This window comes from Marivivens donghaensis, assembly GCF_011806565.1.
GTDB lineage: Bacteria > Pseudomonadota > Alphaproteobacteria > Rhodobacterales > Rhodobacteraceae > Marivivens > Marivivens donghaensis_A.
Map to the genome: position 1 here is coordinate 24,641 of NZ_JAATOP010000004.1, position 15,479 is coordinate 40,119.

Annotated in this window: 14 protein-coding genes; 9 read left to right on the forward strand and 5 right to left on the reverse strand. The window is 61.7% G+C overall.

Going from position 1 to position 15,479, the window contains the following annotated elements; translation table 11 throughout:
• The first annotated feature begins 37 nt into the window (after positions 1-37).
• Both HCZ30_RS07005 and HCZ30_RS07010 read left to right on the forward strand, forming a co-directional pair.
• Positions 38-1,450 (forward strand): YcjX family protein, encoded by a 1,413-nt coding sequence (locus tag HCZ30_RS07005; RefSeq protein WP_167637573.1) that lies wholly within the window; start codon positions 38-40, stop codon positions 1,448-1,450.
• Positions 1,447-2,448, forward strand: coding sequence for a TIGR01620 family protein (locus tag HCZ30_RS07010; RefSeq protein ID WP_167637574.1), 1,002 nt, complete (start codon positions 1,447-1,449; stop codon positions 2,446-2,448). The genes HCZ30_RS07005 and HCZ30_RS07010 overlap by 4 nt, the downstream gene beginning before the upstream one ends.
• Positions 2,449-2,489: 41 nt before the next feature.
• Here HCZ30_RS07010 and HCZ30_RS07015 read toward each other — a convergent pair whose 3' ends face one another.
• Both HCZ30_RS07015 and HCZ30_RS07020 read right to left on the reverse strand, forming a co-directional pair.
• The gene (locus tag HCZ30_RS07015; protein ID WP_432442758.1) at positions 2,490-4,685 is read right to left on the reverse strand and encodes a primosomal protein N'; all 2,196 of its coding nucleotides are present in this window, start codon (positions 4,683-4,685) and stop codon (positions 2,490-2,492) included.
• A 70-nt stretch (positions 4,686-4,755) separates the two neighbouring features.
• Complete coding sequence (locus HCZ30_RS07020; protein WP_167637575.1) at positions 4,756-5,229, reverse strand: MgtC/SapB family protein; 474 nt, start codon at positions 5,227-5,229, stop codon at positions 4,756-4,758.
• Positions 5,230-5,415: 186 nt separating this feature from the next.
• On the opposite strand from HCZ30_RS07020, the gene HCZ30_RS07025 reads away from it, so the two are divergent.
• Genes HCZ30_RS07025 through HCZ30_RS07035 form a run of 3 tightly spaced genes read left to right on the forward strand, consistent with a single transcriptional unit; the run spans position 5,416 to position 7,790 of the window.
• On the forward strand, positions 5,416-6,123 hold the full coding sequence (locus HCZ30_RS07025) for a DUF484 family protein (RefSeq protein WP_167637576.1): 708 nt from the start codon (positions 5,416-5,418) through the stop codon (positions 6,121-6,123).
• Positions 6,120-7,052 carry a tyrosine recombinase XerC gene (locus tag HCZ30_RS07030; protein WP_167637577.1) on the forward strand — a complete coding sequence of 311 codons (933 nt, stop codon included), beginning with the start codon at positions 6,120-6,122 and terminating at the stop codon, positions 7,050-7,052. Before HCZ30_RS07025 ends, HCZ30_RS07030 begins: the two co-directional genes overlap by 4 nt.
• 39 nt (positions 7,053-7,091) lie before the next feature.
• Entirely contained in the window at positions 7,092-7,790 is a 699-nt protein-coding gene (locus HCZ30_RS07035) for a CDP-alcohol phosphatidyltransferase family protein (protein WP_167637578.1), read from the forward strand.
• Here HCZ30_RS07035 and HCZ30_RS07040 read toward each other — a convergent pair.
• Positions 7,787-8,206: a GNAT family N-acetyltransferase gene (locus HCZ30_RS07040; RefSeq protein ID WP_167637579.1), complete on the reverse strand. Its 420-nt coding sequence runs from the start codon at positions 8,204-8,206 to the stop codon at positions 7,787-7,789. The two genes, HCZ30_RS07035 and HCZ30_RS07040, sit on opposite strands and share 4 nt — an antisense overlap.
• A 123-nt stretch (positions 8,207-8,329) precedes the next feature.
• Complete coding sequence (gene ileS, locus HCZ30_RS07045) at positions 8,330-11,233, reverse strand: isoleucine--tRNA ligase (RefSeq protein WP_167637580.1); 2,904 nt, start codon at positions 11,231-11,233, stop codon at positions 8,330-8,332.
• Positions 11,234-11,564: 331 nt separating this feature from the next.
• Here ileS and HCZ30_RS07050 point away from each other — a divergent pair, with 331 nt between their 5' ends.
• Both HCZ30_RS07050 and HCZ30_RS07055 read left to right on the forward strand, forming a co-directional pair.
• A complete protein-coding gene (locus HCZ30_RS07050; protein WP_167637581.1) occupies positions 11,565-12,797 on the forward strand; it encodes an MFS transporter in 1,233 nt (410 codons plus the stop codon).
• A 10-nt stretch (positions 12,798-12,807) separates the two neighbouring features.
• Positions 12,808-13,689 (forward strand): 50S ribosomal protein L11 methyltransferase, encoded by an 882-nt coding sequence (locus HCZ30_RS07055; protein WP_246212663.1) that lies wholly within the window; start codon positions 12,808-12,810, stop codon positions 13,687-13,689.
• A 78-nt stretch (positions 13,690-13,767) separates the two neighbouring features.
• Here HCZ30_RS07055 and HCZ30_RS07060 read toward each other — a convergent pair whose 3' ends face one another.
• Positions 13,768-13,977 (reverse strand): DUF1127 domain-containing protein, encoded by a 210-nt coding sequence (locus HCZ30_RS07060; protein ID WP_167637582.1) that lies wholly within the window; start codon positions 13,975-13,977, stop codon positions 13,768-13,770.
• Positions 13,978-14,312: 335 nt separating this feature from the next.
• Between HCZ30_RS07060 and ruvC the strand changes: the two genes are divergently transcribed.
• Entirely contained in the window at positions 14,313-14,822 is a 510-nt protein-coding gene (gene ruvC, locus HCZ30_RS07065; protein ID WP_167637583.1) for a crossover junction endodeoxyribonuclease RuvC, read from the forward strand.
• Positions 14,819-15,478, forward strand: coding sequence for a Holliday junction branch migration protein RuvA (ruvA, locus tag HCZ30_RS07070; RefSeq protein WP_167637584.1), 660 nt, complete (start codon positions 14,819-14,821; stop codon positions 15,476-15,478). Before ruvC ends, ruvA begins: the two co-directional genes overlap by 4 nt.
• Position 15,479 lies beyond the last annotated feature (1 nt).

Sequence of the window (15,479 nt, forward strand, 5' to 3'; positions counted from 1 at the left end):
GACCTATCTATCAGGCAAGGCCGAAACGGAGAGACCATTGCCGCTCAATAGCATTGTGAACGGGATCACCCGCACGATTGAAACCGCGACCGATGTGGTGACCTCGCCGTTTTCCGAACCCGTGATCCGTCTGGGCGTCACCGGCCTCAGCCGTGCGGGTAAGACTGTGTTCATCACCTCGCTGGTCGCCAATCTGATGGACCGCGGACGGATGCCGCAGTTCGTGCCCGCCGCGAACGGCGCGATCCTGTCCGCCTATTTGCAGCCGCAGCCCGACGACACCGTTCCGCGCTTTCCGTTCGAGGACCACCTCTCCAAAGTCACGTCGAAAACGCCATCGTGGCCCGAGGGGACGCGCCGCACGTCCGAACTACGGCTCTCGCTGCGTGTCCGTTCGTCTGGACTGCTGGCAGGTGTCAGTGGTCCGCGCACCATCCACCTCGATATCGTTGATTATCCGGGGGAATGGCTGCTCGATCTGGCGCTTCTCGACAAAACCTATGCGCAGTGGAGCGCCGAAACGCTCGACCGCATGAACTATCGCAAATCGGCTGACGGCTTCCGCAATACGCTCGATCAGTTCGATGCCACGGCAGAGTTCCAAGAGACCGCGCTGGGCGCACTTTCGGCGTCGTTTGCCGATTATCTGGAGGCCGCGCGGCAGGAGGGCTATTCCGACCTTACCCCCGGTCGGTTCCTGCTGCCTGGTGACCTCGAAGGCTCGCCTGTGCTGACCTTTGCGCCTTTGCCCGATGACGCGCCGCAGGGACGGGGAACGTATTGGCGTGAATGCGAGCGCCGTTTCGAGGCGTACAAAAAGCAGGTCGTCAAACCGTTTTTCCAAGAGCATTTCGCCCGTATCGACAGGCAGATCGTTCTCGTTGACGTGCTGGGTGCGATCCACAACGGTCCGCGCGCTGTGGAGGATCTGCGAACTGCGATGGCGGATATCCTGTCGGCGTTCCGTCCGGGTCGAAACGCGTGGCTGTCGCGTATCCTCGGCGGGAAACGGGTCGAAAAGATCCTGTTCGCCGCGACCAAGGCCGATCACCTCCACCATTCCCAGCACGCCAAGCTGACTGCGATTACCGCCGCGCTTTTGCGTGATGCCAAAGACCGCGCCGATTTTGCAGGGGCCGAGACCCAAGCCATGTCCATCGCCGCCCTGCGCGCCACGACCGAGGACACGGTCGACCACAAAGGCACCGAGCTTGATGTCGTCCGAGGTACGCTTGAAAACGGGCGGCAGGCGGCGTTCTATCCGGGCGCTTTGCCGGATGATCCCGCGCACCTAATGGGGCCGGCCCGCGACCGCGCCGAGCAGTGGCTCGACGAGGACTACGGCATCATGAATTTCTCGCCCGCGCCGCTGACGCTTAAAGCCGGTGACGGCCCGCCGCACATCCGGCTCGACCGCGCTGCCCAATTTCTGTTCGGAGACCGCCTGTGACCCGCAAAGGCCCGATCCTCATCGACCTCGAACCCGACCAGACGCCGAACCCCGCAGAGGCGCCGCCGATCCTTGATGACGACGTGCCGCCGCAAGGCGCGGCGATGCAGCAGCTCGCAGCTCTCTCGGTGCGGCGGCGTTCGCCGCTGTTGAAGTGGTTCTTCGGTCTGCTGGCGTCGCTGATCGGCTTCATCATTTCGCTTGCTGCGTGGGACTACGTGACGGGTCTGCTGGACCGCTCTCCCGTGTTGGGTCTGATCGCAACGGTGCTGATCGGAGCGGTGTTGCTGCTGCTCGCGCTTCTTGCGCTCAAGGAAATCTGGGCGCTTTCGCGGATGAAGCGGCTTGATCGTGTACATCAGGCAGCGATGGACGCGGCGGCCTCTCACGACCTGAAGGCGGCAAAGGACGTGGTCGCGCAGGTCGAGGCGCTCTATGCGCACCGCGCTGACATGAAGTGGGGGCTGCAAACCCTGAAAGAGCGCAAGGACGAGGTGCTCGACGCCGATGGGTTGCTCGGTTTGGCGGAGACATCGCTGCTGTTGCCGCTCGACCAACGCGCGCGGGCCGAAGTCGAAGCGGCCTCGCGTCAGGTCGCGACAGTCACGGCCATCGTGCCGCTGGCATTGGCAGACGTGTTCACGGCGCTGAGCGCGAACCTGCGGATGATACGCCGGATTGCAGAGATATACGGCGGCCGTTCGGGCACGCTGGGATCATGGCGTCTGACACGCTCGGTCCTGTCGCACTTGGTCGCAACTGGCGCTGTGGCGGTGGGTGATGACCTGATCGGCACCGTGGCCGGAGGCGGCGCGCCGACCAAAGTCCCCCGCCGTTTTGGCGAGGGTGTGGTGAACGGCGCATTGACGGCGCGAGTTGGCCTTGCCGCTCTGGAGGTCTGCCGTCCGCTGCCCTACGTCATAGCGCAGAAGCCAACCGTTTCCGGATTGGTCGGGCGGTCGCTCACGGGCCTCTTCGGTAGGAATTCGGCATCATAGATACCGATGCCTCCGGCGGAGGTATTTTTATCAGAATGAAGTCAGTAGAAGCTCTGCGGATCAATGTCGATCGCAAGCCGGACGTTGTTCGGGAGCTTCAGGTGCGACGTCCACTGGGTAAGCGCCTGCTGGAGCGGCGCGGCTTTTTCGGCCTTTACCAATAGTCTGACCCTGTTGCGGCCACGGATGCGCGCGATGGGCGCGGGGGCGGGGCCGAAGACCTGCGCGCCGATGCGGCGAAGTGGTTCGGCGTTGCGGGCGAGGTGGTTTCCGAGGTCGAAAATCTCGGCCAGTTCGGGGCCGGAGATCACGATGCCCGCCATGCGGCCATAGGGCGGCACGCCAGCGGCGCGGCGCTCTGCTGCTTCGGCTTCCCAGAACTGTTCTTCGTCGCCCGAGAGGATCGCGCGGATGACGTGGTGTTCGGGCTGGTATGTCTGGAGGAGGGCCGTGCCCGCCTTGGCGGCGCGGCCCGCACGGCCTGCGACCTGACGCATTAGTTGGAACGTTCGTTCTGCCGCGCGCAGGTCGGAGCCCTGCAGGCCGAGGTCCGCGTCGATCACGCCAACGAGGGTCAGCAGCGGGAAGTTATGGCCTTTCGCGACGAGCTGCGTGCCGATGATGATGTCGGCCTCGCCGCTGGCGATCTCTTCGATCTTTTCTTTCAGCGCGCGGGCGGAGCCGAAGAGGTCGGACGAGAGGACGGCGACGCGGGCCTCGGGGAAGAGTTCGGTGACTTCCTCGGCCATACGCTCGACGCCAGGGCCGACGGGGTTCAGTTTTCCCTCGGCTTGGCAAGAGGGGCAGGTGTCCGGCATCGGTTTGGTTTCGCCGCATTGGTGGCACATCAGGCGCTTGAGGAAGCGGTGTTCGACCATCCGCGCGTCGCAGTGATCGCAGGCGATCTGGTGGCCGCAAGCGCGGCAGATCGTGAGCGGGGCGTAGCCTCGGCGGTTCAGGAAGACGAGCGATTGCTCCCCTTTTTCAATGCGTTCCGTGATCGCCGTTCGCAGCGAATTCGAGATCCAGCGGCCGGACGGCACCTGTTCGTTGCGCATGTCGATGGCGTTCATCTCTGGCATGACGGACTCGCCAAAGCGGGAGGTCAGGGTGATCCGCTTGTACTTCCCGAGGTCCGCATTGGCCCAGCTTTCGAGGCTCGGCGTCGCGGAGGCGAGGATGATCTGCGCGTCGTTCAGGCTGGCGCGGAGCACGGCCATATCGCGGGCGTTATAGAGGACGCCGTCGTCCTGTTTGTAGGAGGTGTCGTGTTCCTCATCCACGACGATCAGGCCGAGGTCGCGGTAGGGCAGGAACAGCGCGGACCGTGCGCCGACGACGAGTTGCGCATCGCCTTGGCCGACCATTTTCCAGCAGCGGCGACGCTCTGTCATCGTGACGCCCGAGTGCCACTCGGCGGGTTTCATGCCGAAGCGGGCCTCAACGCGGGTGATGAATTCGGAGGTCAGCGCGATTTCTGGCAGCAGGACCAGTGCTTGGCGGCCTTGGCGCAGACATTCGGCCACGGCTTCGAGGTAGACCTCGGTCTTGCCCGAGCCGGTCACCCCCTTCAGCAGCGTGCAGCCGTAGCGCTGGGATCTGACGCCTTCGCGCAGTTCGGCTGCGGCGGTCGCTTGGTCCTCGCTCAGGTCTTTGCCGCCGAAATCGGGGTCGAGCGGCGGGTAGGCGGTGTCGCGCGGGGCGTCCTCTTCGCTTACCGCGCCCAGCTTGACGAGGCCCTTGACCACAGAGGTTCCGCAGCCCGCCATCTCGGCCAGTTCCTTGAGCGTAAACGAGGCGCCGCCGTAGTCCCGCAGCACGTCAATCACGCGAGAGCGGGCGTCGGTCAGCTTGTTCGGGATCGCACCACCCATACGGTACACTTTGCGCATGGACGGCGCATCACCAAGGCCGGGTGCGCGTGTGCCCAAGCGCAGCATCGCGTTCATCGGGGTGAGGGTGTAGCTGCCCACGCGGATCAGGAATTCGCGCAGTTCGTCCCGCATCGGGGCGACGTCGAGGACGCGGTTGATGGGGCGGCATTTGTTGATGTCGAAGTCGCCGCGGCCACGTCCCCAGACAACGCCGAGGATCTTGCGCGGGCCGAGCGGCACGTCGACGAATGCACCGGTCCAGCAGCCTCCGGCGGGGGCTTTATAGTCCAGCATTCGGTCCAACTGCGTCGTCAGGACCGAAACCAATTCGCCTTCTTCGAAGTAATCCGCCACGCTTTCCACGTTCTCCGCTCGCCTGCGACATGAGTAATCACTGACGGCGAAAAGGAAAAGGCGGACTCGCGGGTTCGTGTCAGTTCACGCGCTTTTCGAGGTGACCGATCACGAATAGGACGACCACCACAATGAACGTCGCCATCGCGGCGAGTGGGATCTGACCCGTGCCGCAGGCAAGGCCGATCGCGCCGGAAAGCCATAGTGACGCGCCCGTGGTGATGTTCTGGACCTTGCCGCCGGAGGTGAAAATGATGCCCGCCGCAAGAAACGCAACGCCCGAGGTCACGGCTTCGATCAGACGGAGCGGGTCGAGTTGCACATCGGCATTGGAAAAGCTCATCGTCGCAAGCTCTTGCGACACGAGGATAAACAGACAGGCTGCCAGCGCCACCAACATGTTCGTGCGCAATCCCGCAGGTTTGCCTTTGCGTTCGCGCTCAAGGCCGATGATTGAACCTAAGGTAAGAGCGGCGATCAGCCTGATGGCGGCGATCTGGGCGGGGACTTCGGGGAAGGTGTTGCTGAGTTCGTCGATGATGGCCTGAAACATTACCGTCCCGCTGATTTGGTCGTGAATTCAACGTGAACGAGCGGCGCGGGGTTCCGTGTCATCTGCGTTGCACTATTGCAGAGTGTGAATTGCGCGCGGGACCTTCCCCTTGCGCCAATAGTTGGAATTAACCATACATAAAGCAGTGGTTGTGTAATATCGGGTTAGAATATGGAAGAGGCTCAGATGAGCGGCAGGCCGCAAATCGACTCTCGTACGCGCGAAATGATCCTCACGGATCCCGGCGTTGTGCTGGATGACAAGGATCTCATGCAGGCTCTGGTAGCCGGCAACGAGCGTGCGATGGGGAATAACATCGTGGATCTGCGCGGCATCGCTATGTCGCGTCTGGAAACACGTCTGGACCGCCTCGAAGAAACCCACCGCAACGTTATTGCCGCTGCGTACGACAATCTTGCGGGCACCAACCAGATCCATCGCGCCACGCTGCGCGTTCTGGAAGCAAACACGTTCGAAGAATTCATTGCCGAACTGAGCGGTGAAATCCCCGAAATCCTGCGCCTCTGCGCGATGCGCCTCGTGCTTGAAAGCGGGGCGGAGGAAAACGATCCGGCCGTTCAGCGCCTCGACAGCACTTTGCGTATCGTTGCTGCCGGTTTCGTCGACGACTATCTGACCCGCGGTCGCCAATCGCCGATCCGTTATGTCACGCTCCGTCAGGTCGTGCCGCAGGCGGAGGGCATCTACGGCGACAAAGCTGCCGACATCCGCTCGGAGGCTTGTCTGCGTCTTGATCTGGGGCAGGGGCGTTTGCCGGCGATGCTCGCGATGGGCGCCGAAGATCCGCACCAGTTCACCCCGCAGCAAGGCACCGATTTGCTTGCCTTCTTCGGCGGTGTTTTCGAACGCGCCATGCGGCGCTGGCTGGATTGATCTCGCCCGCGCTGACAGACGCTTTGGGCCGCTGGCTCGACCACACCAGAGCAATTGACGGCGCGGCGGACAACACCGTCAAAGCCTACCAGACAGATGTGCTGGCTTTTCTGGCTTTCATTTCCGAACATCATGGCGGGGCAGAGGGGCTGGGCCCCCTCTCGAAATTGACAATTTCCGACATGCGGGCGTGGATGGCGCACGAGCGGTCGCGCGGTGTCGCGGCCCGTTCGCTCGCGCGGATGCTTTCAGCGGTGAAATCGTTCTACAAATGGCTCGCCGCCCGTGAAGGGTTCGATGCGAGCGCCGTACTCATGGCCCGTGCGCCCAAATACCAGAAGAAGCTTCCGAGGCCGCTGGCCGAAGAGGCGGCGGCGAAGCTACTTGATACGATCGAACTCCAGCACGAAACGCCGTGGGTCGCGGCTCGCGATGTGGCGGTGATCACGCTGCTCTACGGATGCGGCTTGCGGATATCCGAGGCGCTGGGCTTGGCCGGAGAAGATGCGCCATTGCCCGAGGTCCTGCGGATTGTCGGGAAGGGCGGGAAAGAGCGGATCGTGCCTGTGATCCACAGGGCGCGGGACGCTGTTCGCCTCTATACCGAGCTTTGTCCGTATGAACTGGAAGCGGGCAAACCGCTATTCCGCGGTGTCCGCGGCGGCGCGTTGCAACCTGCCATCGTGCAAAAGGTCATGGCGCGCACCCGCATGCAGCTTGGCCTGCCTGCGACGGCGACGCCGCACGCGCTGCGCCACTCCTTCGCGACGCATCTCCTGAATGCCGGAGGCGATCTGCGCGCCATCCAGGAACTGCTCGGCCACGCCTCGCTCAACACAACGCAGGTTTACACGGCCGTCGATACAGCGCGGCTGATGGAAGTGTACCAACGCGCGCATCCTCGCGCTAACGAGAGCGAGAAGAATTGAAACCTTGTGTCAAAAGACCGTTTCGTCCATGAGGACCGGATGACACTGACACACAAAGCTCTTGGCGTTCACCTTCTGACTGCAACCGGATCGGTTTTCGCAATGCTGTCCATGCTGGCGGCGGTGGAAAACCAGTGGAGCCTCATGTTCCTCTGGCTCGTGGTTGCGTTCTTCGTGGACGGGATCGATGGTCCGCTTGCGCGCAAGTACGACGTGAAAAAGAACGCACCAGTTTATGACGGTGTGCTGCTCGATCTCATCATCGACTACCTGACTTATGTGTTTGTGCCGGCTTACGCCCTTTTCAAACATCCCGAGCTTCTGCCGGGTTGGGCTGGCTGGTTCGCAATCCTCGTCATCACCTTTACGTCGGCGCTCTATTTCGCTGATACGCGAATGAAAACAAAGGACTATTCATTCAGCGGCTTCCCCGGTTGCTGGAATATGTTCGTCCTCGTGGTGTTCGCGGTGAAGCCCGATTACTGGGTCATTCTCGCGCTCGTCGCACTGCTGTCGGTGTCGATGTTCTTGCCGATCAAGTTCGTCCACCCGACCCGCACGGCGCGCTGGCGCAAGGTCACGTTGCCGATGGCGATCCTCTGGACAGTCTTTGCGGGCTGGGCGGCTTGGGTCGATTTCCACCCGCAGAGCTGGGCGCACTACGGGCTGGTCATCACTTCGATCTACCTTGTCGCGGCTGGCGCGCTCCAGCAGATTATCTACGGAAAAGAAGGTTAAAGCTTCTTGCGCATGAGGCGATGCGGGATGCCCGCGTCGTCGAATTCCGGCCCTTCGGCCTTGAACCCCAGCTTTTCGTAGAACGGGATCGCGTAGACCTGCGCATCAAGGCGCGCTTCGCTCTTACCCAGTTCCATCGCGCGGTCGAGCATCGCTTGCACCAGCGCACGGCCAAGGCCGGTCCCGCGTGCATCCTTCGACACTGCGATGCGTTGCAGCTTGGCGTAGCCCTTGTCCATCAGCCGTGCGGTGCCCATCGGCTGCCCGTCGATCCGCGCGATAAAGTGGACGCATTCGTCCTCGTGCTCGTCGATCTCCAGATCGAGCGGGACGTTCTGTTCATCGACGAAAACCTGCGTGCGGATGTCATAGCAGAGCTGGCGTTCGTCGGCGGTGGCGATGCGGATATCGGTCATGGCGGAGGTCCTTCTTAACTTGCTCCGACCCTGATCCTGCGCGTCTGCGATGACAAGGTGCCCGAATGCAAAAAGGCCCCTGCGCTATAGCAGGGGCCTTTCTTTTGGTTGTGTCGCGGGCGATCAGCCGAGTGCGGCGTCACAGCGGGCGCAAACGCCCTCGTGCTTGTGGGTGCCGACGTCGGGCAGGATCTTCCAGCAGCGCTGGCACTTCTCGCCCTCGGCCTTTTCGAACACTACAGCCACGCCTTCCACTTCGCCCATGCGGTAAGCCTCAGCGGGGGCAGCGTCGTTGGTCAGCTCGATGCCCGAGGTGATGCAGAGATCCTCGAAGGTGACGGTCTTGAGCGCTGCGAGCGTACCCGCATCCTCGACGTGCACCACAGGAGCCGCTTCGAGCGAGGCGCCGATGACCTTGTCACGGCGCTGCACTTCGAGAGCAGCGGTCACAACGCGGCGCACCTTGCGGATGGCGGCCCACTTGGCGGCCAGTTCGGGATCGAGCCACTCCGACGGGGTGTCGAAGAAGTCGACGAGGTGAACCGAAGCGCCTTCGTCCTTGTGCCGCTCGAGCCAGACCTCTTCCATCGTAAAGGCGAGGATCGGAGCGAGCCACGTGGTCAAACGCTTGAACAGGATGTCCAGAACGGTGCGCGACGCACGGCGCTGGAGCGTGTCGCCATCGCAATACAGCGCATCCTTGCGGATATCGAAGTAGAACGCGGACAGATCGACCGTTGCAAAGTTGAATAGCGCCTGGAACACGCCCTGGAAGTCGTAGGCGGAATAACCTTCGCGCACGACCTTATCCAGCTCGGCCAGGCGGTGCAGAACCCAGCGTTCCAGTTCCGGCATATCCGCCGGCGCAACGCGGTCGGCTTCGGTGAAGTCGTTCAGCGAACCGAGCATGAAGCGCATGGTGTTGCGCAGACGGCGGTAGCTGTCGGCAACGCCCTTGATGATCTTGTCACCGATGCGCTGGTCGGCGGTGTAGTCGGTCTGGGCGACCCACAGACGCAGGATGTCGGCACCGTATTGGTCGATGACTTCCTGCGGAACGATGGTGTTGCCGAGCGACTTAGACATCTTCATGCCCTTTTCGTCGAGCGTGAAGCCGTGGGTCAGCACGCCCTTGTACGGCGCGCGGCCTTTGGTGCCACAGGCTTGGAGCATCGACGAGTGGAACCAACCGCGGTGCTGGTCGGTGCCTTCGAGGTACAGATCGGCGATGCCGTCAGCGGCGCCGTCGGGACGGTCGCGCAGAACGAAGGAGTGGGTCGAGCCGGAGTCGAACCACACGTCCAGAACGTCGAACACCTGATTGTAGTCCTCGGGGTTCGCGTCGCTGCCGAAGACCTTTTCCTTGAAGCCTTCGGTGTACCAGACGTCAGCGCCTTCGGCCTCGAACGCTTCGCAGATGCGGGCATTGATGGCCTCATTACGCAGCAGGAAGTCCGGATCGGTTGGCAGGGTGTCTTTCTTGACGAAGCAGGTGAGCGGTACGCCCCACGCACGCTGGCGCGAGAGAACCCAGTCAGGGCGCGCTTCGATCATCGAATAGATACGGTTGCGACCGGTTTGCGGGGTCCACTTGACCAGTTTGTCGATGGAAGTCAGCGCGCGTTCGCGGATCGTCTTGCCGTAGGTGTCCTGACCGTCGTTGACGTCCTTGTCGATCGCCGCGAACCACTGCGGGGTGTTGCGGTAGATGACCGGAGCTTTCGAACGCCACGAGTGCGGGTAGGAGTGCTTGAGCTTAGCTTTGCCGAACAGCGCTTTGGTGTAGGCCATCTGCTTGATGTTGGCGACGTTTGCCGGACCTTCTTTGCCGTCGGGCAGGATGATGTGCATCCCTGCGAAGATCGGCAGGTCTTTGCGGTAGCTCGAGTCCTCGGTGACGTTGTAGGTCATCGGCAGGCCGAACTTCAGGCCAAGCTGGTAGTCGTCGTCACCGTGCGACGGCGCGGTGTGGACAAAGCCCGTACCCGCTTCTTCGGTAACGTGATCACCCGGAAGCATCGGAACATCGTAGTCCCACTCGCCGTTGGCGTCTTCGGCACCGCGATAGGGGTGTGCGAGGACCATACCTTCGAGGGCATCGGCAGCCACATCGGCAACCTTTTCGAACGCAGTGACGCGAACGCCCTGCATCACGCTTTCGGCCAGCGAATTGGCGAGCAGAACGACCTCACCGACGGTCGCAGCCGAGTGCTCGTGCACTTCGGTCACTTTGTAGAGGCCGTATTCGATGGTCGGACCGAACGCGACGGCGCGGTTCTGCGGGATGGTCCACGGGGTGGTGGTCCAGATCACGACGCTGAAGTCCTCGCTCGAGATCTTCTCGCCGCCCGAAACCGGCTTGAAGCGCACCCAGACCTGATGGCTGGTGTGGTCGTGGTATTCGACCTCGGCTTCGGCCAGAGCTGTTTTCTCGACAGGCGACCACATGACCGGCTTCGAGCCCTGATAGAGCGTGCCGTTCATGAGGAACTTCATGAATTCTTCAGCGATCACGCGCTCGGCGTGGAAGTCCATCGTCAGGTACGGCTGCGGCCAGTTGCCGGTGATGCCGATGCGCTTGAACTCTTCGCGCTGGATGTCGACCCAGCCCTCGGCGAACTTGCGGCATTCCTGACGGAAGTCGACGACGTTCACTTCGTCCTTGTTCTTGCCCTCGGCGCGGTACTTTTCTTCAATCTTCCATTCGATCGGAAGACCGTGGCAGTCCCAACCCGGAACATAGCGCGCGTCTTTGCCGAGCATCTGCTGCGAGCGGACGATGAAGTCTTTCAGAACCTTGTTCAGCGCGTGGCCGATGTGCAGGTGGCCGTTGGCGTAGGGAGGGCCGTCGTGCAGGATGAACGGCGTGCGGCCTTCTTTTTCACGCAGGCGATCGTAGATGCCGATCTCGGCCCAGCGGGCCAGCCATTCGGGTTCGCGCTGCGGAAGGCCTGCGCGCATCGGGAAATCGGTTTCCGGCAGGTTCAGGGTGTCTTTGTAGTCGACTGCTGTGGTGTCAGCACACATGTCAGGGGGATCCTTGGATAGGCTGTGTCACTTCAAATACGGTGGGGCGGCGCGGTATGCATACGCCATTGGCCCGGCGGCTCAATCTCAGAGCGCCGGGTTAATAATTCGAATAATGAAGTGCGCCACGTAGAACATGCCCGCGTATATAGGCGGCAATAAACCAAGGGTAAACCCGCATCAGAGGGCAACTTTCAAAAAGCCATCGGGGTAGGTTGGCGCGCGCGAGGTTGGCTCGGATGACGCGTTGCGCAAATGAGCAGACATGAGGCGCACCGCACCGCCGCTCAAAATTCTAGGCAGACTGCGGGAAAAGGCGTATCGGCAAAGCATGGCACGCATTGTTCCGCTCTCCGAAGCACATCACCTTCCTCTTTGGCGCCAACCCCGTTCGCTCCTGTTTCTCATGGCTATGGCCATGCCTGTGGCGTTCAACGTGTGGTCCGCGCTTCTTAATAACTTTGTCATCGAAGCTGCCGATTTTCACGGCGAGGATATCGGCCTGCTGCACACGGTCCGAGAGATCCCCGGCTTCCTCGCAATCGGCGTGATCCTCGTTCTGTGGGTCGTGCGCGAACAGAAGCTGGCGTTGTTTTCGCTGATGCTGCTCGGCATCGCGACGGGCGTGACGGCTTGGTTCCCGACGCTCGGGGGCATCCTGATCATCACTCTGCTGTCCTCGATCGGGTTCCATTACTACGAAACCGTCAACCAGTCGCTCCAGCTTCAATGGATCGAAAAGGAGAGGGCGCCCCAGACCATCGGCTGGCTGCTCGCGGCGGGGTCGGGGGCAACGCTGGTCGCTTACGGCTTGCTTGTCCTGACGTGGAAGACTTTCGATCTGTCCTACAACTTCGTCTATATGATCGGGGGCGGCTTCACGTTCATCGTGGCGTTGATCGCGCTCTTTGCCTATCCGCAGTTCGAAGCGCCGCATCCGCAAAACAAATCGTTCGTCCTGCGCCGCCGCTACGGCCTCTATTATGCGCTGCAATTCATGGCGGGCGCGCGCCGTCAGATCTTTGTCGTTTTCGCGGGCTTCATGATGGTTGAGCGCTTCGGCTTCGAAGTGCACGAAGTGACGGGTCTGTTCCTCATCAACCTCGTCGCCAACATGATCATCGCGCCGCAGATCGGCCGCCTTGTCCACCGTTGGGGCGAGCGCCGTGCGCTGCTGATCGAATACGCGGGTCTCGTTATCGTCTTCTCGCTCTATGGCGGGGTCTACTGGTTCGGCTGGGGCGTCGTGCTGGCCTCGGCGCTCTATGTCGTCGACCACATGTTCTTTGCGATGTCGCTGGCGCTGAAGACCTACTTCCAGAAAATCGCCGATCCCAAGGACATTGCGCCCACCGCAGCGGTCGCTTTCACGATCAACCACATCGCGGCCGTGTTCCTGCCTGTATTGCTCGGCCTGTTGTGGATGTCGTCGCCGATGTGGGTATTCCTGCTTGCGGCGGGGATGGCTGGTACTTCCTTCTGTCTGGCGCTTCTGATACCTCGCCATCCAGAACCGGGGCATGAAACCGTGTTTACCCGACCGATTGCCGCCCCCGCTGAATAAAGAGCCTGCCATGTCCGACGAAATGACCTACTCCGCCATCGCAGTCTGCTCCTCGTTGGAGCAGGCCGAAGCCCTCGCAGCTTCCTGCGATAACCTGTTCCCCGAACCGACAGGTGTCGGCTCGTTCGAGATCGAGGATGGATCGGGTCTGTTCGAGGTCGCGTGCTACTTCACCGAAGAGCCCGACCGCGCCGGACTGTCGCTGCTGGCGACGATGTACGGCTCCAAGGACTTCGTCGTCTCCGAAGTTCCGCAGATCGACTGGGTTGCCCATGTGCGCCGCGAACTTGCGCCGGTCGAGGCTGGCCGCTTCTTTGTCTACGGTAGCCACGACGCCGACAAACTGCCCGAGGGCCGCATCGGTCTGCTGATCGAGGCCGCAATGGCATTCGGCACCGGCCACCACGGCACCACGCTTGGCTGTCTGCGCGCGCTGAACCGTCTGGTGGAGGAGGGCGTGAAGCCTGAACGCGTGATCGACGTCGGTTGCGGCACCGCCGTTCTGGCAATGGGTGCCGCCCGCGTCTGGCCCGAAGCCGCAACGCTCGCATCCGACATCGATCAGGTCGCTGTCGACGTGGCAGAGGCGAACCTTGCCGCAAACGGCATGTCGGGCGCGATTTTCTGCCTCGAAGCGGCAGGCTTCAACGCCAAGGAAATCGAACAGGCTGCGCCGTTCGATCTGATCTTTGCGAATATTCTGAAGGGGCCGCTGGTCGCTCTGTCCCCCGACATGGCCAAGCACATCGCCGCTGGCGGCCATGCAATCCTGTCGGGCATCCTGAACGAGCAGGCCGATGCTGTGCTTGCGACTTATCTGGACAACGGTTTTGCCCTGAAAGAACGCGAAGTGATCGGCGATTGGACCACGCTCACCCTGACGCACGGCTAAGTCGTCAGATCCGAGCTCTCGAAATCAAAAAGGCCGCCTCATCGAGGCGGCCTGTGTGTTTCCAGAGGTCCTCGGGGATCAGAAGCGGGCGCGCGCTTCGAGCTTAGCGATGTCTGCACGAACAAGGCCGATATCGTCCAGCTCGCGGTCTGTCAGCTTACGCAGCTGCTTGGCCGTAGTTTTCGCATTATAAGCGAACTCGATACGGTCGAGCAGGTCGTAGAAGAAGCCGGTGACCAGGTAGGTCAGGCGCGGGCTGACGGCGCGGGTGTTGTCGATAGTAACCATGAGGCACTCCAAGAAGTCTGCTGCATCGCAGCGCTATGTGTTGTTCATGTCGCCCAATTAGTCAGCAGTTTGAAAACGCGAAAGAGTGCGTTTTGCATGACTGATATGCGACTTGCGCATGGCGAAAAATCGACGATTTGCCTTGTAAAAACGGCCTATCGCGTCGCGATTGGTCAAATGGCGACAAATGTCGTTTTTGGATTTCGGAGGGTCGCCGCCAAATCCGAAATCGCGGATTCTGCGGCGCAGCATCACGGCGATTTCAAAACGAACTTGGTTTATGTTCGCGTTTTGTGCTAGTGAGGCTCAACAACAATAATTTTCAGAGGCAGACCATGCGCGTCATCGGTATCGACCCCGGTTTGCGAAATATGGGCTGGGGCATCATCGAATCGGTCGGTTCGCGACTCACCCATGTGGCGAACGGCACCTGCAAATCGGATGGCAAAGCGGACCTGTCGGAACGCCTTCTGTCGCTCTACGACCAGCTCAACGACGTTTTCCAGACCTACCAACCCGACGCCGCTGCCGTCGAACAGACCTTCGTCAACAAAGACGCCGTCGCGACCCTGAAACTGGGGCAGGCGAGGGGCATCGCGCTGCTCGTTCCAGCGCAGGCGGGTTTGCGGGTAGGGGAGTATCTGCCCAACGCAGTGAAGAAAGCTGTGGTGGGCGTAGGCCATGCCGACAAAAAACAGATCGGCCATATGGTCGGTGTCTACCTGCCTGGCGTCAAAGTCCACGGACCCGATGCTGCCGACGCGCTCGCCATCGCGATCTGCCACGCCCACCACTGTCAATCCGCGAACCATCTGTCGCGCGCAGTCATGAAGGCAGGCGCATGATCGGGAAAATCTCTGGCATCGTTGACTACAAAGGCCTCGACCACGTTCTCATCGACGTGCGCGGCGTGGGCTATGTCGTTTACTGCTCCGACCGCGTCATGGCGGCTCTTCCGCCGATCGGAGAGGCAACGGCTCTCTATACAGATATGCTCGTGCGCGAGGATCTGCTGCAACTCTTCGGCTTCACGACCCTCGTGGAAAAAGAATGGCATCGCCTGCTGACGGGTGTGCAGGGCATCGGCCCGAAGGCATCGCTCGCGATCCTCGGCACCCTCGGTCCCGAAGGCGTCAGCCGCGCCATTGCGCTCGGCGACTGGTCCGCGATTGCCAAAGCCAAAGGCGTCGGCCCCAAAACCGCGCAGCGCGTGACGATGGAGCTGAAGAACAAAGCGCCCACCGTCATGGCCATGACCGGCGCAGAGGCGACCGTGAATGACAATGTGATCGAGCCAGACACGCCCGCCAAGCCGCGCAAACGTGCCGCTCCGCCCAAACAGTCCGCCGCCCAGCCCGAAGCCCTCTCGGCTCTGGCCAACCTCGGCTATCAACCGTCCGAAGCTGCGGGCGCCGTCGCTCAGGCCTTGGCCGATGATCCGGACCTTGATACCGGTGCCCTGATCAAGACAGCGCTCAAGCTGCTCGCACCGAAAGGCTAAC